Annotated in this window: 15 protein-coding genes; 5 read left to right on the top strand and 10 right to left on the bottom strand. The window is 72.3% G+C overall.

Features of this window, described 5'->3' with window-relative positions:
- Positions 1-40 precede the first annotated feature (40 nt).
- On the bottom strand, positions 41-730 hold the full coding sequence (locus ACI3ET_RS09285; RefSeq protein ID WP_405032744.1) for a DUF1700 domain-containing protein: 690 nt from the start codon (positions 728-730) through the stop codon (positions 41-43).
- Entirely contained in the window at positions 727-1068 is a 342-nt protein-coding gene (locus tag ACI3ET_RS09290; RefSeq protein ID WP_405032745.1) for a PadR family transcriptional regulator, read from the bottom strand. The genes ACI3ET_RS09285 and ACI3ET_RS09290 overlap by 4 nt, the downstream gene beginning before the upstream one ends.
- Before the next feature lie 130 nt (positions 1069-1198).
- Here ACI3ET_RS09290 and ACI3ET_RS09295 point away from each other — a divergent pair, with 130 nt between their 5' ends.
- The 4 genes from ACI3ET_RS09295 to ACI3ET_RS09310 all read left to right on the top strand — a co-directional run bounded on the left by ACI3ET_RS09295 (position 1199) and on the right by ACI3ET_RS09310 (position 7780).
- Entirely contained in the window at positions 1199-3694 is a 2496-nt protein-coding gene (locus tag ACI3ET_RS09295) for a DNA gyrase/topoisomerase IV subunit A (RefSeq protein WP_405032746.1), read from the top strand.
- A 56-nt stretch (positions 3695-3750) separates the two neighbouring features.
- Positions 3751-4194, top strand: a complete 444-nt coding sequence (locus ACI3ET_RS09300) for a hypothetical protein (RefSeq protein ID WP_405032747.1) — start codon at positions 3751-3753, stop codon at positions 4192-4194.
- Entirely contained in the window at positions 4191-5936 is a 1746-nt protein-coding gene (locus ACI3ET_RS09305) for a DUF5671 domain-containing protein (RefSeq protein WP_405032748.1), read from the top strand. Before ACI3ET_RS09300 ends, ACI3ET_RS09305 begins: the two co-directional genes overlap by 4 nt.
- Before the next feature lie 521 nt (positions 5937-6457).
- On the top strand, positions 6458-7780 hold the full coding sequence (locus ACI3ET_RS09310) for an HNH endonuclease signature motif containing protein (protein ID WP_405032749.1): 1323 nt from the start codon (positions 6458-6460) through the stop codon (positions 7778-7780).
- A gap of 52 nt (positions 7781-7832) precedes the next feature.
- On the opposite strand, the gene ACI3ET_RS09315 is transcribed toward ACI3ET_RS09310, so the two are convergent.
- The 7 genes from ACI3ET_RS09315 to ACI3ET_RS09345 all read right to left on the bottom strand — a co-directional run bounded on the left by ACI3ET_RS09315 (position 7833) and on the right by ACI3ET_RS09345 (position 16354).
- Positions 7833-8972: an acyl-CoA dehydrogenase family protein gene (locus ACI3ET_RS09315; protein ID WP_405032750.1), complete on the bottom strand. Its 1140-nt coding sequence runs from the start codon at positions 8970-8972 to the stop codon at positions 7833-7835.
- Positions 8973-8975: 3 nt separating this feature from the next.
- A complete protein-coding gene (locus tag ACI3ET_RS09320; RefSeq protein ID WP_463671515.1) occupies positions 8976-9878 on the bottom strand; it encodes an amidohydrolase family protein in 903 nt (300 codons plus the stop codon).
- A 7-nt stretch (positions 9879-9885) separates the two neighbouring features.
- Positions 9886-11862, bottom strand: coding sequence for an acetoacetate--CoA ligase (locus tag ACI3ET_RS09325; RefSeq protein ID WP_405032751.1), 1977 nt, complete (start codon positions 11860-11862; stop codon positions 9886-9888).
- Entirely contained in the window at positions 11859-12833 is a 975-nt protein-coding gene (locus ACI3ET_RS09330) for a 3-hydroxyacyl-CoA dehydrogenase family protein (protein WP_405032752.1), read from the bottom strand. The genes ACI3ET_RS09325 and ACI3ET_RS09330 overlap by 4 nt, the downstream gene beginning before the upstream one ends.
- Complete coding sequence (locus ACI3ET_RS09335; protein WP_405032753.1) at positions 12830-13615, bottom strand: crotonase/enoyl-CoA hydratase family protein; 786 nt, start codon at positions 13613-13615, stop codon at positions 12830-12832. Before ACI3ET_RS09335 ends, ACI3ET_RS09330 begins: the two co-directional genes overlap by 4 nt.
- A 10-nt stretch (positions 13616-13625) precedes the next feature.
- Complete coding sequence (locus ACI3ET_RS09340) at positions 13626-14633, bottom strand: ABC transporter substrate-binding protein (RefSeq protein WP_405032754.1); 1008 nt, start codon at positions 14631-14633, stop codon at positions 13626-13628.
- Between the two features lie 65 nt (positions 14634-14698).
- Positions 14699-16354, bottom strand: a complete 1656-nt coding sequence (locus ACI3ET_RS09345; protein ID WP_405032755.1) for an acyl-CoA synthetase — start codon at positions 16352-16354, stop codon at positions 14699-14701.
- A 90-nt stretch (positions 16355-16444) separates the two neighbouring features.
- On the opposite strand from ACI3ET_RS09345, the gene ACI3ET_RS09350 reads away from it, so the two are divergent.
- Positions 16445-16909, top strand: a complete 465-nt coding sequence (locus ACI3ET_RS09350; protein ID WP_405032756.1) for a MarR family winged helix-turn-helix transcriptional regulator — start codon at positions 16445-16447, stop codon at positions 16907-16909.
- Positions 16910-16951: 42 nt separating this feature from the next.
- On the opposite strand, the gene mdlC is transcribed toward ACI3ET_RS09350, so the two are convergent.
- The gene (gene mdlC, locus ACI3ET_RS09355; RefSeq protein ID WP_405032758.1) at positions 16952-18565 is read right to left on the bottom strand and encodes a benzoylformate decarboxylase; all 1614 of its coding nucleotides are present in this window, start codon (positions 18563-18565) and stop codon (positions 16952-16954) included.
- Positions 18566-18584 lie beyond the last annotated feature (19 nt).

The raw sequence follows: 18584 nt of genomic DNA on the forward strand, positions 1-18584 counted from the left end.
GCTCCAGCACCGGCACCGCCAGACGCAGGACCGAGGGACGCTAGGCGGTGACACCCTGGTCGGCGCGCCTCGACGACCGGACCAGCCGGACGGTCGTGCGGACCAGGACGACGACGTAGACGACCAGCAGCGCAAGCACGACGTATCCCACCCACGGGGCGCCGCCGCCGCTGCTGGTGCAGACCTCCGCGCCGTCGGGCCCCGGGACGCACTCGGTGACCGACCACACCACGAGGCCGGCGCTGATGAAGACGAGCAGCACCAGGGGCAGCGCGCTCCCGAGGACGACCCCCGCCCGGACCTTGTCCCCGACGTCCCAGCGGCGGCCCAGCATGACCAGGACGAGGCCCGCGACCCACATCGGGACCGCCAGCGGCCACAGGACGAAGAGCAGGGCCGAGCCCAGGAGCAGGACGATCGCAGCCGCCTCCCGACCGCCCGACCCCCGGTCGGGCGGGGACACGCGGTCCCCGCCGGCCGCGGCCCACGCGGCGGGGTCCGGGGACGTGTCGCCACCGCCGGCCGCCTCCACGAGCTCGGTGGGCGTGCCCAGGCGGTCGATCGTCTGCCGCACCTCCGCCTCCGTCGGGGCGTCCCCGAGGGCGGCACCGAGGTGGCTGCGGATGTCGGTCTCGAGCTCGTGGGCCTCGAGGACGGGCAGCCTGACGGTCTCAAGGTGCAGCCGGTGCAGATAGTCGACGACCAGCGGGTGGTCCAGTGCAGTCATCATCGGGGGTCCTTCCCTGCGAGGATCTGGTCGACGGAGCGTTTGAACTCCGCCCACGACCGGGTGAAGGCGTCGAGGGCCGAGCGGCCCTGCGCCGTGAGCGAGTAGTACCGACGCGGGGGTCCGCTCGAGGACTCCTGCCAGGAGGTCTGGACGAGCTCCTCCTTGCGGAGCCGGCTCAGGAGCGGGTAGATCGTCCCCTCGCTCGCGAGCAGCCCTGCCTCGGAGAGCTCGGTGACGAGGTCGTATCCGTAGCGTTCCTCCTCCTCCAGCAACGCCAGGACGCAGTGCTCCAGCGCCCCCTTGCGGAGCTGGGTGAGTGCCGCATCCTTTGCTGCCATGCACCACACGGTACTACGGCAGTACCGTGTCGTGCAAGGGACTTATGCCGCCGCGCCTCCGCGGCTCGTCCGGTGCCACGGCATACCCTGGGTCGTCCCCTCCCCGCCGCCCCAGGAGCACCCGCAGCCCATGGCCCCGCGCAAGCCGTCGCAGAGCGAAGACCTCTTCGCCGTCGAGGAGAAGATCGTCGAGGTCGACGTCCAGGAGGAGATGGAGGGGGCTTTCCTGGAGTACGCCTACTCGGTCATCTACTCCCGGGCGCTGCCGGACGCCCGGGACGGGCTGAAGCCGGTGCAGCGGCGGATCCTCTTCGCGATGAGCGAGCTGGGGCTGCGGCCCGACCGGGCGCACGTCAAGTGCTCGCGGGTGGTGGGCGAGGTGATGGGCAAGTACCACCCGCACGGGGACACCGCGATCTACGACGCGATGGTCCGCATGGCGCAGCCGTTCACGATGCGCCTGCCGCTGGTCGACGGGCACGGCAACTTCGGCTCCCTCGACGACGGCCCGGCCGCGAGCCGCTACACCGAGGCCCGGCTGGCGCCCGCCGCGCTGCTGATGACCGCGGGGCTGGACGAGAGCACGGTCGACTTCGTCCCCAACTACGACGACCAGCTCATGCAGCCGGAGGTGCTGCCGGCGGCCTACCCCAACCTGCTCGTCAACGGCGCGGCGGGCATCGCGGTCGGGATGGCCACCAACATGGCCCCGCACAACCTCGTCGAGGTCATCGGTGCCGCGCGCCACCTCATCGCGCACCCGGAGGCCGACCTCGAGGCGCTGATGCGTTTCGTGCCCGGCCCGGACCTGCCGCTGGGCGGGCGGATCGTGGGGCTGGACGGCATCCGCGACGCCTACGAGAGCGGACGCGGCTCCTTCCGCACCCGCGCCACGGCTCGGATCGAGAACGTGACCCCCCGCAAGAAGGCCATCGTCGTCACCGACCTGCCCTACCTCGTCGGGCCGGAGAAGGTGATCGAGAAGGTCAAGCAGCTGGTGCAGTCCAAGAAGCTGCAGGGCATCTCCGACATCGTGGACCTGACCGACCGGACCAAGGGCCTGCACCTCGTCATCGAGATCAAGACCGGGTTCAACCCCGAGGCGGTGCTCGAGCAGCTCTACCGCATGACGCCGATGGAGGAGTCCTTCGGCATCAACAACGTGGCCCTCGTGGACGGGCAGCCGCGCACCCTGGGCCTGAAGGAGCTGCTGAAGGTCTACGTCGACTTCCGCACCGGCGTGGTGCGCCGGCGCACTGCCCACCGCCTGGGCAAGAAGCAGGACCGTCTCCACCTCGTCGAGGGTCTGCTGATCGCGATCATCGACATCGACGAGGTGATCCAGCTCATCCGCGCCGCCGAGGACGTCGCGAGCGCGCGCACCAGGCTCATGCAGGTCTTCGACCTCTCCGAGATCCAGGCCAACCACATCCTGGACCTGCAGCTGCGCCGGCTCACCAAGTTCTCCCGCATCGAGCTGGAGTCCGAGCGAGACGAGCTGCGGCGCGAGATCGAGCAGCTCCAGGCCCTCCTGAACGACCCCGCCCTCCTCCTCGCGCTCGTCTCCGAGGAGCTGGCGGCGGTCGCGCGCGAGCACGGCACCCCCCGTCGCACCGTGCTCCTGGAGAGCGACGGGGCGGCGGGTATGCCGTCCGCCGCCGGGTCCTCCGCGGCGAAGGGTGCCGGGTCTGCCCTGGAGGTCGCCGACGACCCGTGCTGGGTCCTGCTGTCCAGCGCCGGGCTGGTCGCCCGGACCACCACCGCGGGGCCGCTCGGCGTCGGCGGTCGACGCGCCAAGCACGACGTCGTCCTCTCCCGGGTGCGCGCCACCGCCCGGGGGGAGGTGGGCCTGGTCACCTCGGCCGGCCGGGTGCTGCGCCTGTCTGTCGTGGAGCTGCCCACGCTCCCCCCGACGGCCGAGGCACCGGCTCTCTCGGGCGGCGCTCCGCTGTCCGCGTTCCTGGACCTGGCCCCGCAGGAGCAGCCCCTCACCCTCTGCTCGCTCACCGCAGACGGTCCGGGCCTCGCGGTGGGCACCCAGCAGGGGGTGGTCAAGAGGGTCAACCCGGACTACCCGGGCAACCGGTCCGACTTCGAGGTGATCTCGCTCAAGGACGGCGACCGGGTGGTCGGCGCGGTCGAGCTGGCCACCGGCGAGGAGTCCCTGGTGCTCATCAGCTCCGCCGCGCACCTGCTGCACTTCTCCGCCTCTGCGGTGCGGCCCCAGGGTCGGGCCGGTGGGGGCATGGTCGGCATCAAGCTCGGACCCGGTGACCGCGTGGTCGCCTTCACGGCCGTCACCGCGGACACGGAGAACGTCGTGGTCACGGTCGCGGGGTCGGCGTCCGCCCTGCCTGGCAGCGAACCCGGGTCGGTCAAGGTGACCGACCTGTGGGCCTACCCGGCCAAGGGTCGCGCGACCGGCGGGTTGCGCTGCCACCGGTTCCTGCGCGGCGAGGACGCGCTCGTGCTCGCCTGGGCCGGGGCCGCTCCCCCGATGGCGGCCTCGAGCAGCGGGGTCGCGGTGGACCTGCCCGAGACCAACGACAAGCGGGACGGTTCCGGGACCCCCGCACCGGCCCCGATCGCCGCCGTGGCCGGTCCTGCCGGGGGTGCCGGGGAGTGAGCGACCGAACAGCCCAGAACCGGGTCTGACCAGCGGTTTGGTGCCATGCTGGGGGCATGAACACCAGGGCCAACAAGGTGCTGGCGATCGCGGTCGGAGCCCTGCTCCTTCTGGCGGTCGTCGCGGCGCTCGTCTCGGTCCGGCGCCCAGCCGTGCAGTTCGACGCGGGGACGCCCGAGGCGACCGTCCAGAGCTACGTCCAGGACATCCTCGACGGTGACCTCCAGGGCGCCGCGAGCCTTCTCGACCCGGAGGGCGGCTGCACCGTCGACGACCTCGAGCGCGGCGAGTTCCAGGAGCCGGCCAGGGTCGTCGTCACGAACAGCTCCGCGCAGGACGAGACGGCCCGGGTGATGGTGGACCTCGTCTACGGCGAGGGCCCCTTCGCCGGTCAGGAGTACGCCAGCAACGAGACCTTCCGGCTGGTGCGCGCCGACTCAGGCTGGCTCATCGCCGGTCAGCCGTGGCCGGCCTACTTCTGCGAGGACCCCAAGCCATGATCTTCGGAATCCTGTCCACCCTGGTGTCCCTGGCCCTCCCCGCGCTGATCGTCGTGGGCATCGTGCTGGCGGTCCGGCGCAACCGCAACCCGCAGGCGGCTGGTGAGCCGGGCCTGACCGGGCACTCCGTACGCCGGTTCTTCCAGTACCTCCTGCTGCTTGGTCTGCTCATCGTCGCCGCGAGCGGTCTGAGCGGTCTCCTGGCCTCCCTCCTGGACATCTCGGATGTCCTCGTCCGCAACGACGCGGACCTCGCCCTGCAGCTGACGTTCACCTTCATCGGCCTGCCCCTGTTCGCACTCCTGGGCTGGTGGTCCCTGAAGCGGCTGCGCTCGGACCCCGCGGAGGTGCGTTCCCTGGGCTGGGCGTTCTACCTCACGGTCGCGACTTTGGTGGCCCTCGTCATGACCATGTCGGGTCTCTACCAGACGCTGACCGCGTTGTTCGGCGTGTCCAGGTGGGACGGCGCCGGCCTGGCGACGGCACTCGTCTGGGGTGCCGCGTGGGCGCTTCACCTGTGGGTGGCACGGCATACCCCCGTGGCGCACCTGCGCCTGCTGCACCTGGCCGGCTCCCTCATCGGGCTGGGGGTCGCCGTCACCGGACTCGTGCAGCTCGTGGGTGCCTCCCTGGCCGAGCTGCTCGGCATGCGCGGCGACACGCTCGTCGGCGGCGCCCTCGACCCCCTGCTCCGCGCCGCGGCGCTGACGCTGGTCGGCGCGCTGGTCTGGCTCTACTACTGGCTCCGCACGACGGCGCGCAGCCCGCGGGACACGGCCTGGCTGGTCTACGTCCTGCTGGCGGGGGTCGGCGGCGGACTGATCGTCGCCCTCACCGCTGGCAGCCTGCTGCTCTACGACGTGCTCGTGTGGCTGGTCGGCGACCCGCGGGCCTCCTCCGCCACCGAGCACTTCGACGGCACCCCGACCCTGCTCGGCGCAGCGCTCGTGGGAGGCCTCGTCTGGTGGTACCACCAGTCGGTCCTCGGCACCCGTCGTGAGGAGCAGCGCAGCGAGGTCCGGCGCGTCTACGAGTACCTCATGGCCGGGATCGCCCTCGTCACCGCGTCAGCCGGCGTGACCATGGTGCTCGTCACCCTCGTCGAGTCGCTCGCCGGTGGCGGTGGCGTCGTCGTCGGCTCGAGCACCATCAACACGCTGCTGGCCGCCCTGACGCTGCTCGCGGTCGGCCTGCCGGTCTGGTGGTGGCACTGGCGGCTCGCCCAGCGTGCCGTCGCGGCGAACCCGGCGGAGGAGGTCGTCTCCCCCACGCGCCGCATCTTCCTCGTGGTCCTCTTCGGGGTGGTGGGCATCGTCGCGGTGGTCGCGCTGCTCGTCGGCGTCTACCTCCTGCTCGAGGACGTGCTGGGGAACGGCTTCGACGGCGAGACCGCGCGCCGCACCCGCTTCGCCCTTGGCATCCTGGTCAGCTCCACGCTCGTGTCGGCCTACCACTGGAACGTCTTCCGCTCCGACCGGGAGCACGCACCTGCCCCCGCCGCCGCCGGGCCGCGGACCGTCGCGCGCGGGCACGTCCTGCTGATCGGTGCTGCCGACCCGACGGTCGCCGCCGAGCTGGCCCGCCGCACCGGCGCGACGGTGCAGCTCGTGCGTCGCACCGACGACGGCGCCGGACCGTGGTCCGTCGACGACCTGGAGGCCGCTGTGGACGGAGACGCTCGGGGTGACCTTGTGATCCTCGCCGAGGCGGACGGTCTACGGATCATCCCGGTCGCCCGCTGAGCAGGGGGGCCTCAGGCGCGCACCCTTCCGGTGGACTCGCGGATGGACAGGCTGGAGGGGCACCACCTGGCGGTCGCGGCGCCTCGCGGGAGGCGCCGACCCCGAACCACGGCACGCAGCACGTGGCGTTCGCCGCGCAGGACCGGCTCGTCACCGCTGCCTACCTCTCCGAGCAGGGCGTCCCCCTGCTGCACGTCGGCAACAACTCCGACGAGGACCTGCAGTCGGTCTAGGGGCTGCCCGACGGCCGCCTCGAGCGGCTTCACCGGCACGGGATCCTGCTCGACCGGGTGATTGGGACGTCGTCCCTGCAGCTGTTCAAGCCGACTGTCGGCGGTGTCCTCCTCGAGTTCGTGCAGCGCACCGGCGGGCTACCAGGGTCTCAGAGCCCGCGACGCGCCCTTGACCTGCCGCGAAGACGCTCGCCGACGTCGCGCGAGCACCGGACGGTTCCTCGCCGACGGGCTTGCCTCCTCTCGTGCGGCTCAGGGTCTGTCAGTGCCTGGTGCTTGAGTGTGGATATGGAGATCACGGGCACCCGGATGGAGGTCGAGGACACGATCCTCGACCTGCAGGAGTGGGTCCCGGAGCCGGTGACTCAGGCCGAGGCGGCGGAGGTCGCGGCCGTCGTCGCGGCGCAGCTGAGCACCCTGGGGTCCGCGGACGACCCGGGATGTGCGCAGTACTGGGACCGCCTGGAAGACCTTCACGCCACGCACGCCTGGCAGGAGGAGTCAGCGCTGCCCATCGAGGAGCTGGCCGGTGGACTCACGACCGCCGCCCGCGGCCTGGGGCGCACCGCCCTGGACGACGGTGGCCTGGCGAGGGTGCTGGACCACGGGATCGTCGAAGGGCTGGAGGCGGTGGGGCGCGTGCGGTCCCAGCTGGACGCGACCGGGTTCGCGCTCGCGGTCGTCGAGGCCTCCCGACAGCACTGGGGCGGTCCGCTGGGTCAGGCCGTGCGCGCCGGGACCACGAGCCTGTCGCGGGCGGCCAAGGTCGCCAGGACGATGACCCGCCTCGCGTCGTCCCTGGACGTGGACCAGCAGGAGGCCTACGCCGGCATCGCCACCGGCGCCGCGACGAACCCGCGCATCTGTGATGCGGACCTGGGGGCTGTCTGCAAGAAGCTGCTGATCGAGCTGCTCGAGGAGAAGCCCGACGACGACGTGCCGGACACCGCGACCAACCTGCGCTCCATCGTCAGGCGCAAGCTCACCGACGGACTCATCCGCTACACGATGGACGCGCCAGAGTCCGACTCCGCCCTCATCGACGGCGTCCTCAGCGGCGCACTGGCCCGCCCCACCCCCGGCGAGGACGGCACCCCCGACGAACGATCGGCGCCGGTTCGCAGGTACGACGCGCTCTTCATGGTCCTCAACCGTGGCCTCTCCAACCCCGGCGCGCCCCCCTCCCAGGCGCGCGCCTCGGTCCTGGTCACCGTCAAGGCCGACCCCGCCACCGGCCGCCCCACGGGAGCGGCGTTCGCGCACACCGGGCAGGCGTTCGCCGCGTCCCAGGCCGGCCGGTTCGCCTGCATCGGCGACCTCACCCCCATCGTCCTGGGCGAGCACGATGAGCCCCGGGCGCTGGGCCGGACCGTCCGTCTCGCCACCCCTGGTCAGTTCAAGGCCCTGATGGTGCGCGACCAGCACTGCGCCTTCCCCGGGTGCTCCGTCCCCGGGACCTGGTGCGACGCGCACCACATCATCTGGTGGTCCAGGGGCGGGCGCACCGACATCGCTTACCTCGTCCTGCTCTGCCCACGCCCCCACACGAAGGTCCACGACAAGGACCTCACCTGCACCGTCGACGGTGGCGTCGCCACCTGGCACGTCTGAGCACCCCGCTCCGCACCCGGCCTCACGGCCGGGTCACAGGCATGTCCGTCCGCTAGCGCGTGAGCGCCCGGGCGATGACGATCCGCTGGATCTGGTTGGTGCCCTCGTAGATCTGGGTGATCTTCGCGTCGCGCATCATCCGCTCGGCCGGGAAGTCGCGGGTGTATCCCGCCCCGCCCAGCAACTGCACCGCGTCGGTCGTGACCGACATGGCCGTGTCCGAGGCGAAGCACTTGGCCGCCGCGCCGGCCAGCGACATGTCGTCGGCCCCCACCTCGGCGGCCTCGGCGGCCGCGTAGGCCAGGAGCCGGGAGGCGCGGACGGCGGTCTCCATGTCGGCCAGCATGAACTGGACGCCCTGGAAGCTGGCGACCGGCTGGCCGAACTGGTGCCGCGTCCTCGTGTAGTCGAGAGCGAGGTCGAGGGCGCCCTGCGCGATGCCGACGGCCTGCCCGGCCACGACGGCGCGGGTGCGGTCGAGGGTGCCGAGGGCGATGCGCAGGCCCTGGCCCTCGGCGCCCACGAGCCGGTCGGCCGGGAGCCGGAGGTCGTCGAAGGTGACCTCGCGGGTCGGCGAGCCCTTGAGCCCCATCTTCCGCTCGAGCGCACCGAAGGACATGCCCTCGTCCCGCGCCTCCACGACGAAGGCGGAGATGCCCCTCCCCCCGGCGTCGGGGTCGGTGACGGCGAACACGACATACACCCCTGCCTGGCCGGCGTTGGTGATCCAGGTCTTCGTGCCGCGCAGCACCCACCCGTCACCGTCACGCACGGCGCGGGTGCGCATGGCGGCCACGTCGCTGCCGGCCTCCCGCTCGGACAGCGCGAACGCGCCGAGGCACGACCCGTCGGCGACCGGCCGGAGCCAGCGCTGCTTCTGCTCCTCGGAGGCGGCGAGCAGCAACGGGATCGCGAACAGCTCGTTGGCGCCCGTCACCTGCTGCGACGTGGCGCACACCCGGGCCACCTGCTCGGCGACGACGACCGATCCCAGGAGGGAGACCCCCTGGCCCCCGTACGCCTCAGGGATGGAGACGGCGTGCAGCTCGGCGGCCACCAGCGCGTCCACCGACTCCTGCGGGAAGACGCCCTCCTCGTCCACCAGTGCCGCGTGCGGACCGACCCTCTCCAGGGCCACGTCGCGCGCGACCTCCTGGAGGGCGAGCAGGTCCTCGTCGAGATGGAACAGCATGGCTCAGGCCCTCCCGCCAGCCAGGCCCAGCACCCGCACCGCGTTGTCCTTGAGGATGAGCGGCACGGCCTCGGGACGCACGTCGAGCGCCTCGAAGTCCGCCAGCCACCGCTCCGGAGAGATGAGGGGGTAGTCGGTGCCGAACAGCGTCTGCCTGCGCAGCATCCCGGACGCCGCCCGGACCAGCTCGGCCGGGAAGTACTTCGGCGACCAGCCGGACAGCTCGAGGTAGACGTTGGCCTTGTGCGTCGCGATGGAGATCGCCTCCGCCTGCCACGGCACCGACGGGTGCGCCAGGATGACGGAGAGGTTCGGGAAGTCGGCGGCCACGTCGTCGAGCAGCATCGGGCTCGAGTAGCGCAGCTTCAGCCCGGCCCCGCCCGGCAGCCCGGCGCCGATCCCGTTCTGGCCGGTGTGGAACAGGGCCGGCACCCCCAGGTCCTCGAGCGCCGTCCAGAGCGGGTAGTACGCCTCGTCGTCGGGGGAGAACGCCTGCAGCGAGGGGTGGAACTTGAAGCCGGCGACGCCGTGGTCCTCCACGAGGGAGTAGGCCTGCTCGACCGCCGCCTCCCCGCGCAGCGGGTCGACCGACCCGAAGGGCACGAGCACGTCGGCGTGGTCCCGGGCCTGCTCGGCGACCCACTCGCTGGAGATCGGCGGGTAGCCCTGGGCGGTGGTGGCGTCGACGGTGAAGACCACCGCTGCCATCTCCAGCCGGCGGTAGGTCGCGGCGATCTGCTCGACCGTCGGGGTGCGGCCGTGGTCGCCCTTGAACCACGCCGCGGACGCGTCGATCAGCTCGGCGTCCATGGACAGGTGGCCGTGGTCGTCGATCTCGACGTGGACGTGCATGTCGATGGCGCGCAGCGCGTCCAGGTCGAGGTCGGCTCCGGTGAAGCGAGGCACGGTGCTCCTAGTGCTGGGTCGCCAGGGCGACGATGGGGTCGAGGGAGGTCTGGTCGGCCAGGGCGTCGCGGGAGGCGACCTGCTCCAGCGGGTGGCCCTGCAGAATGCGCTTGACCGGCAGCTCGAGCTTCTTGCCGGTCCTGTTGCGGGGGACGACGGGCACCTGCACGATCGTGTCGGGCACGTGCCGGGGCGAGAGCTGGGTGCGCAGGGCCCGGTTGATGACGCCTCGCAGCTCGTCGTCCAGCTCCTGGCCGGGCTCGGTCTGCACGAGCAGCAGCAGCTGGCCGTTGCCGCCGGCCTCCTCGAGGTGCACGACGAGGGAGTCGGCGACCCCGGGGATCTCCTCGGTGACGCGGTAGAACTCGGCCGTCCCGAGACGCACGCCACCGCGGTTGAGGGTGGCGTCGGAGCGTCCGGCGACGTGGCAGTGCCCCTCCGGCGCGAAGAGGATCCAGTCGCCGTGACGCCATACCCCGGGAAAGGTGTCGAAGTAGGTGGCCCGCAGCCGGGAGCCGTCGTCGTCGCCCCAGAACCCCACGGGCATGGAGGGCAGCGGCGCGGTGATGACCAGCTCGCCGAGGCTCCCCACCACGGGTCGTCCCTGCTCGTCGAAGGCACAGGCGGCGACCCCGAAGGCCGGGCCGGAGATCTCGCCCGCCCAGACCGGGGTCCACGGGTCGCCCTGGACGATGCCGGAGCAGATGTCGGTGCCCCCGGACCCGACGTTGAGGACGACGTGGGGCAGCTGCTCGTAGACCCACGCGTAGCCCTCGGGCGGCAGCGGGGCACCGGCGGAGGCGAAGACCCGCACCGCCAGGTCGTGGTCGGTCGCGGGGGTGAGCCCCTCCTTGCGGCTGGCCATCACGAGTCCCGGTGCCGCGCCCATGACGGTGGCGCCGGTCTCGGCCGCGAGCTGCCACTGCCAGTCCGTGCCGGGGTGCATGGGGTGGCCGTCGATGCACACGATGCCGGAGCCGACGACGAGGCCGCTGACCAGGGCGTTCCACATCATCCAGGCGGTGGTGGAGTACCACAGGAAGACGTCGCCGGGTCCGAGGTCCCAGGACAGCGCGTGGTTCTTCAGGTGCTCGAGCAGGATGCCGCCGTGGCCGTGGACGATGGCCTTCGGCAGGCCCGTGGTGCCCGAGGAGAAGAGGACGAACAGCGGGTGGTCGGAGGGCACCTGCTCGAACTCCAGCGGCTGGGGTCCGACCTGCTCCAGGGCGGTGGTCCAGTCGAGGGCGTGGGGGACGTGGGTATGCCGTCCGCCGTAGCCGAGGTCGAGGACGCCGCGCAGGGTGGGCAGACCCGCCACCACCTGGTCGACCTCCGCGGTCCGGTCCACCCACTTGGTGCCGTAGCCGTAGCCGGCGACCGTCAGCAGGACCGTCGGCTCGACCTGTCCGAAGCGCTCGAGGACCGAGCGGGCGCCGAACTCGATGGCGCACGAGGCCCAGACGGCGCCCAGCGACGCGGTGGCCAGGAAGGCGACGACGGCCTCGGGGATGTTGGGGACGTAGGCGACGACACGGTCGCCGGGGCCGACGCCGAGGTCCTGCAGGACCCGCCGGGCCCGGCCGACCTGGTCGCGCAGCTCGCCGAGGGTGAGGCGCACCGGCTCCCGCGTCTGGGAGTAGCCGTGCACGGCGACGCGGTCGTCGTCGGCGAACCGGAAGACCTGCTCGGCGTAGTTGAGGCGCGCTCCGGGGAACCAGCGTGCCCCGGGCATCTCGGCGTTCGCGAGCATCCGCTCCGGAGGGACGGAGGACAGCACGTCGAAGTAGTCCCAGATGCTGCGCCAGAACGCCTCCTGGTCCTGGGTCGACCAGGTCCACAGCGCCGTCCGGTCGGGGAAGGTGAGTCCCCTCTCGGCCTCCAGCCAGCGCAGGTAGGGCCAGAGCCGGGACGACCGCAGGGTCGCCTCGGTGGGCTCCCAGAGCAGGGTCCCGTGCTCGACGGGGGTCGGGTTCTCGTCGGTCACGGCAGACCAACCTCCTCCTTGGCGGCGACCAGCGCGCGCAGGGCGGCGTCGCGCCGGGCGCGCAGCTGGTCCTCCGTCTGACCGACGCCCGCCATCGCCTCGTCCATGCCCCGGACGATCCTGGCCACCAGCTCCGGCGTCAGCTCGGGCGCTCCCAGGTCCTGCCACCACTCCTCCATGGGCGGACCGAGGTGGTCGAGGATGTGCGCGATGCCACCGTCACCGCCGGACAGGTGCTGGGTGGCGAACGGGCCGAGCAGCGCCCAGCGGAGGCCTGGCCCCCATGCGATCGCGGTGTCGATGTCGGCGACCGTGACCGCGCCGCGGCCCACGAGGTCGTAGGCCTCCCGCCACAGGGCCGCCTGGAGGCGGTTGACGACGTGGCCGGGCAGCTCGGTGTGCAGCGTGATGCACCGCTTGCCCACGCCCGTGAAGAAGGCGCCGGCGGCCGCCAGCGCCTCCGGGCTGGTGCTCGTCGCGCCCACGAGCTCGACGAGCGGCACGATGTGCGGCGGGTTGAACGGGTGGGCGACGAGGACGCGCTCGGGGTGGCGGACGGCCGCGTCGGCGAAGCTGCTCGGCGCGATCCCGGAGCTCGAGCTGGTGAGCAGGACGTCCGCGGGGGTGGCCGCGTCGAGCTCGGCGAAGATCTCCCGCTTGACCGAGAGCACCTCCGGGCCGGCCTCGACGACGAGGTCGGCCCGCCCGGCAGCAGCCACGAGGTCGGTCGTGGTCGACAGCCGGGACAGCGCCTCCTCCAGGTCCGCACCGTCCAGGCCGCCCTCCGCGAGGTAGCTCTCGACCGTGCGCCGGGCGGAGGCGTGCGACGCCTCCACCGGGTCGACGACGACGACCTCGAGACCGTGCGCGAGCAGGTGCGCGGCCCAGCTGCTGCCGATGGAGCCGGCCCCGACGACCAGGACGGCGCGCACGGTGCGCCGGCCGGGGCCGACCACCGCGCCCCCGCTCACGGCCGGCCCGCCTTCTCCTTGTCGAGGAAGGAACGCATGCGCCCCTTGGCCTCGTCGCTGCCCGAGGCGATGCCCGCGACCAGCGACTCGATGAGGTAGGCGTCGTGCGGCGCCACCTCGGCCGTCCTCGGGAGCACCTGCAGGATGGCGTAGTTGGTGACCGGGCTGTTGGCAGCTGCCCGGTGGGCCAGCTCGAGAGCTCTGTCCAGACCCGTCCCGTTGTCCACGACATACTGAGAGAGACCGACCCGCTCCCCCTCGACCGCGTCGTAGCGGCGCCCGGTGAGCATCATGTCCGTCATCCGGGCCGCGCCGATGAGGCGCGGGACGCGGACGGACGCCCCGCCCCCGACGAAGAGGCCGTGCTGGCCCTCCGGGAGGGCGTAGAACGTCGACCGCTCGGCGACGCGGACGTGGGTGGCCGAGGCGAGCTCCAGCCCACCGCCGATGACCGCACCCTTGAGCACGCTGAAGACCGGCACGGGGGCGTCGATGATCGTGCTCATGACCCGGTGCCACATCCGCGAGTGCAGCACGCCCTCGAAGACGCCGGAGTGGTCCATCGTGGTGAGGTCGAGGCCTGCGCAGAAGTTGCGTCCCTGCGCGGCCAGCACCACCGCCCGGACGCCGTCGGGGACGGAGGTGAAGAACCGCTCCAGCCCCAGCACCGTCTCGTTGTCGAGGGCGTTGTGCTTCTCGGGACGGGCCAGCTCCAGCACCCCGACGTCGCCGTCGGTGCGCCAGGCCAGCGTCGCCGGGAGCCCCGGGGTGTGCTCGGTCATCGGCGCGACCTCAGTCCTGCGGGACGGACTGGAGCAGCCCCTCGACGTCGGCCGGGTTCTCGAGGATGCCGTACTTGTCCATCAGGTCGCCGAAGGCCTGCACGACGTCCCTGCGCACGGGACCGCCGAAGTCCTCGAGCACGACCTTCTCGGCCAGCGCCGGGTCGAGGTCGAGCATCTCGATCGCCTTGGCGCGCACCGCGTCCGGGTTCTCGGAGGCGAAGTCCATGGCCGCGTTGATCGCGGTGCTCATCTTCTGGACCGTCTCGGCCTCCCCGTCGATGAACTCGCCGGAGGAGAAGAACATCATCGTCGGGTGGCCCTCGACGGACTCCACACCGGGGTAGGTCACGACCTTGCCGATGCCCGAGCCGATGATCGTCATGAACGGCTCCGGGGTCCAGACCGCGTCGACGTCCCCGCGGTCGAGCGCCTGCTCCATGTTGGGGTAGGGCATCTCGACGAAGGTGACCGCCTCGGGGTCGCCGCCGTCCTGGGCCACGGCCTCCATGATCGTCAGGTCGCCCATCGACTTGAGCGTGTTGACGGCGACCGTCTTGCCCTCCAGGTCCTTGGCGCTGGTGATGTCGCTGTCCGCCAGCGCCAGCACGGCGTGCACGCCCTCGGGCGTGTCGTAGGTGTAGGACGACACGACGCGCACGTCGAGGCCCTGGTCGCGGGCCTGCAGGAGCGAGATCGGGTTGCCGGTGGCGAAGTCCATGCTGCCGCTCATGACGGCGGGCAGCAGTGCTGCCCCGCCCTGGCCGGTCTCGACCTGCAGCTCCAGGCCCTCGTCCTCGAAGAAGCCCTCGTCGATGCCGAGCTCGATGACGGCGGTGGGCAGGATCGGCAGGGTTCCGACGGTGACCTCGGTGAGCTCGCCGTCGCCGGCGGCCGCGTCGGGGCTCTCGGAGCCGTTGTCGGCGCCGGAGTCGGTCGAGGACGGGGTGCCCTCGCCGCAGGCGGCGAGGGTGAGGGCGGTGGCGACGGCCAGCGCGGGGAGGGTGAGCTTCTTCATGGTGTTCTCTCCTTCGAGATCGGGTAGGTCGAGATCGGACAGGTGTCGTGCGTGGTCGGGTCTGCTCAGGGTGCGGGTTGGTCCCGCAGGGGGTCGTCGGCCAGCTCGCGGAGCCGGAACTTCTGGACCTTGCCGGTGGCGGTGCGCGGGATGGTCTCCACGACCCGCACCTCGCGGGGCAGCTTGTAGCCGGCCAGGCGGCCGCGGAGCTGCTCCCGCAGCTCCTCGCCGCCGACCCGGACGTCGGGGAGCACCTCGACGAACGCCATGCCGGACTCGCCCCAGCGCTCGTCGGGGACGCCGACCACGGCGCAGTCGCGCACACCGGGCAGGCTCATCAGGGCGTTCTCGACCTCCGCGGGGTAGACGTTCTCCCCGCCGGAGATGTACATGTCCTTGATCCGGTCCTTGATGTAGAGGTAGCCGTCCTCGTCGCTGAGGCCCACGTCACCGGTGTGGTACCACCCGTCGGCGAGGGCCTCCTTCGACGCCTCCGGCCGGTTCCAGTAGCCGGCCATGACGTTGGGGCCGCTGATGAGGATCTCGCCGGCCTCGCCCGGCGCGGCCAGCTCCCCGTCCAGGCCCACGACGCGGCTGTCGGTGAAGAAGTGGGGGCGGCCTGCAGAGCCGAGCTTGGTGCGGTTGTCCCGCGGCTCGAGCATGCGGGCGCCGGGTGCGGTCTCGGTCATGCCGAAGCCCTGCATGAGCGGGACCCCGCGGTCGGCCCAGGTCGTGATGGTGCGGTCCGACAGCGGTGACCCGCCCACCATGACGGAGCGCAGCGAGGACAGGTCGGTCTGCTCCCACGTGGGCTGGTGGCTGAGCGCGTCGAGCATCGCCGGCACGAAGAAGGCGGAGGTGACGCCCTGCTCGGCGATCGTGCGCAGCACCGTCTCGGCGTGGAAGGCGCGCTGGATGACCAGACGCCCGCCGAGGGTGAAGGCGGGGACCGTCATCATGTTGAGGCCGGCGATGTGGAACAGCGGCGCGATCGTGAGGTGCACCTCGTCCTGGCGCAGGTCCTGGCCGATGAGCGCGTTGACGTACTGGTAGAAGAGCCCCTGGTGCGTCAGCATCGCACCCTTGGGGCGGCCGGTGGTGCCGGAGGTGTACATGATCAGGGCGACCGACCCCAGCGGGACCTCGGCGGCGCGTCGGTCGGGGCGGCCGGTGGCCATGAGGTCCTCGTGGGCGATGCTCTGCGCGCCCTCGACGGGGTGGTCGACGTGCACCCAGCGGCGCACCGACAGCTGGTCGGAGGGCAGCAGCACCCGGGCGACGTTGTCGACCTGCGCCTCGCCGTAGAAGCAGACCTCGGCGCCGCAGTCGCCCAGGATGAACTCGACCTCCGGGCCGGACAGCCGCGGGTTGACGAGCACGGCGGTCGCGCCGAGGATCCCGCACGCGAAGAAGACCTCGAGCAGCGCGGGGTGGTTGAAGCCGACGTAGGCGACGCGGTCCTCCGGGCGGACGCCGGCTGCGGACAGGGCGTCGGCGAGCCGGCTGGTGCGCTCGTGGACCTCGAGGTAGGTCGTCTCGCGGCCCTCGAACTCCCAGGCGACGGCGTCGGGACGCACCCGGGCCCGGCGGGCCGGCCAGGAGCCCAGGCCCAGGTTGTCGATGCGGCTGGAGGCCAGCGCGTGGGCCGACAGGGTGCCGGCCGCGTCGGTGGGGGTCGCCCCCTCCGTCCGCTGCGGCGACCCGCTCGTCGAGCTCGTCATCGCGTTCCTTCCTCGTGCGTCGTTGCGAGGTACAGTCAACCGCGAATAGTTCTATATGTCAATGATTCATATCCGTGGCATACTGTTCCCATGACCGCCAGCCCCCTCGCCACCCCCCGCACCGATCTCGGCCAGCTGGGGACCGACCCCGTGTTCATGCTGATCAGGGCCGGCGCCGTCGGCCGGGCGCGGGGCAACGAGGTGCTGCGCAAGATGGGCCTGAAGACGCGCGACTACTCGATCATCTCGACGGCCGCGACGCGGGAGATCACGCAGAAGGAGCTCGCCGACTTCCTCATGCTCAACCCCTCGCAGGTCGTGTCGCTGGTCGACGACCTCGAGACCAGGGGCCTGGTGAAGCGCACCACCTCACCGCACGACCGGCGGGCCAAGATCGTGGTGCCCACCGCCAAGGGCGAGAAGGTCTTCGCCGAGGCGAGAGAGCGGCTGACCCAGACCCACGAGGTGCTCTTCGCCCCGCTCTCGACGCAGGAGCGCGAGACGCTCCTGCGCATCCTGCCGCAGCTGGCGTTCCCGGCCGACCTCGCCGTGTGACCCCCTGGCGGCAGGCGCCCCGACACCTCCTGCACCGCCGTCTCAGTGCGGCGTGGTCAGCGTGGTCGGCACCTCGATGAGCGAGGGCCCGTCGGAGGCCAGCCCCTCGGCCAGCAGCCGCCGAAGCCCCGCCACGTCGGAGGCGCGGGCGGAGGGCACGCCATACCCCTGCCCGAGCTGGACGAAGTCGATGCCCGGCACGTCGAGACCGGGAGCCTTCGGCACGCCGAGGAGGTCGGCGAACCAGCGCAGCGCGCCGTAGGTGCCGTTGTTGAGGATGACGAAGACCACCGGCACGCGCTGCTGCGCCGCGGTCCACAGCGCGGTGATGCCGTAGTTCGCGGAGCCGTCGCCCACGAGCGCCACGACCGGTCGCTCCCCCAGCCCCATGCGCACGCCGACGGCCGCCGGGAGGCCGAAGCCCAGGCCGCCGGAGGCCGGCCAGAAGTAGGACTGCGGCTGCCGCAGGTCCATCTGCGCCCAGAAGGCCGCGTTGGTGGAGGTGGACTCGACGACGTATGCCGTGTCCGCCGGCGCGGTCTCGCGCACCGTCGCGAACACCTCCTCGGGGTCCAGCCTCCCGTCGCCGCCAGCACGAGCGGGCGCCGGTTCGGTGTACGCCCCCACCGCGACCCCTCGAGGACGCACCCCGTCGGCGAGCCGGGTCAGGGTCCCCACGACGTCGGCCACGACCGCCTCGCCCATCGGTGCCCGCGCCGCTTCTCCCCCGTCGTCGGTGAGGTGGACCAGGTGGGTGCCCCGGGCCAGGTAGTCGCCGGGCACGTGCTGGTGGTAGCGGAAGACCGGCGCCCCCGCCACGAGGACCAGGTCGTGGCCGGCCAGCAGCTCGGAGACGTGGGCCACCGCGGCCGGCAGGACCCCGCGGAACAGCGGGTGCCGGTTGGGGAACGGCATCCGATGCGTGGAGGGCGAGACCCACACCGCGGCACCGAGCGCCTCGGCGAGGCGCACGCCCGCGGCATACCCGGCCCCGGTGTCCAGGGTCGGACCGAGCACGAGGACGGGGTGGGCGGCGGCGTCGAGCCGCTCGACCAGCCCGGCGACGACGGGCTCCGGCGCGTCCCGGCACTCGACCACCGACCGCCCCAGCAGGTGCCGGTCCCCGGGCGCGGCGTCCCGGTCCCAGTCGTCGTACGGCACCGAGAGGTAGACAGGTCCACCGCCGTCCCGGACCGCCTCCGCGAACGCCTGGTTGAGCGCCCGCGGCACGTCGGTGGCGCAGGCCGGTTCGCTGGACCACCGGGTCAGCGGGCGGGTCAGCAGCGCGGCGTCCACGTTCGCGAGCATCGGCTCGAGCCCGAGGGTCGCGCGCACCTGCTGGCCCGCGAGCAGGACCAGCGGCGTGTGCGAGGAGACCGCGTTGGTCAGGGCGCCCATCGCGTTGCCGGTGCCGGAGGCGGCGTGGAGGCTGACGAACGCCGGGCGGCCGGTGGCCTGGGCGTAGCCGTCGGCCATCCCCACGACCGCGCCCTCGTGCAGCCCCAGGACGTAGTCGACGTCGTCCGGCAGGTCCTGCAGGAACGGAAGCTCGTTGGAGCCGGGGTTGCCGAAGATGACCGACACCCCGTGCCGGCGCAGCAGCGCGTGGCTGCGGTCGCGGACGGTATGCCGTGCCGGCCCGGTCCCGCTCGTCATGCCGCTGCCCCGCCGCTCA

Source organism: Ornithinimicrobium jinqii (assembly GCF_045032595.1).
GTDB lineage: Bacteria > Actinomycetota > Actinomycetes > Actinomycetales > Dermatophilaceae > Ornithinicoccus.

Excerpts from the sequence above, each read along its gene's own strand:
- ACI3ET_RS09340 (WP_405032754.1), bottom strand. The coding sequence starts at position 14,633 with ATGAAGAAGCTCACCCTCCCCGCGCTGGCCGTCGCCACCGCCCTCACC.
- ACI3ET_RS09295 (WP_405032746.1), top strand. The coding sequence starts at position 1,199 with ATGGCCCCGCGCAAGCCGTCGCAGAGCGAAGACCTCTTCGCCGTCGAG.
- ACI3ET_RS09300 (WP_405032747.1), top strand. The coding sequence starts at position 3,751 with ATGAACACCAGGGCCAACAAGGTGCTGGCGATCGCGGTCGGAGCCCTG.
- ACI3ET_RS09305 (WP_405032748.1), top strand. The coding sequence starts at position 4,191 with ATGATCTTCGGAATCCTGTCCACCCTGGTGTCCCTGGCCCTCCCCGCG.
- ACI3ET_RS09345 (WP_405032755.1), bottom strand. The coding sequence starts at position 16,354 with ATGACGAGCTCGACGAGCGGGTCGCCGCAGCGGACGGAGGGGGCGACC.
- mdlC (WP_405032758.1), bottom strand. The coding sequence starts at position 18,565 with ATGACGAGCGGGACCGGGCCGGCACGGCATACCGTCCGCGACCGCAGC.
- ACI3ET_RS09290 (WP_405032745.1), bottom strand. The coding sequence starts at position 1,068 with ATGGCAGCAAAGGATGCGGCACTCACCCAGCTCCGCAAGGGGGCGCTG.
- ACI3ET_RS09285 (WP_405032744.1), bottom strand. The coding sequence starts at position 730 with ATGATGACTGCACTGGACCACCCGCTGGTCGTCGACTATCTGCACCGG.
- ACI3ET_RS09335 (WP_405032753.1), bottom strand. The coding sequence starts at position 13,615 with ATGACCGAGCACACCCCGGGGCTCCCGGCGACGCTGGCCTGGCGCACC.
- ACI3ET_RS09310 (WP_405032749.1), top strand. The coding sequence starts at position 6,458 with ATGGAGATCACGGGCACCCGGATGGAGGTCGAGGACACGATCCTCGAC.
- ACI3ET_RS09350 (WP_405032756.1), top strand. The coding sequence starts at position 16,445 with ATGACCGCCAGCCCCCTCGCCACCCCCCGCACCGATCTCGGCCAGCTG.
- ACI3ET_RS09315 (WP_405032750.1), bottom strand. The coding sequence starts at position 8,972 with ATGCTGTTCCATCTCGACGAGGACCTGCTCGCCCTCCAGGAGGTCGCG.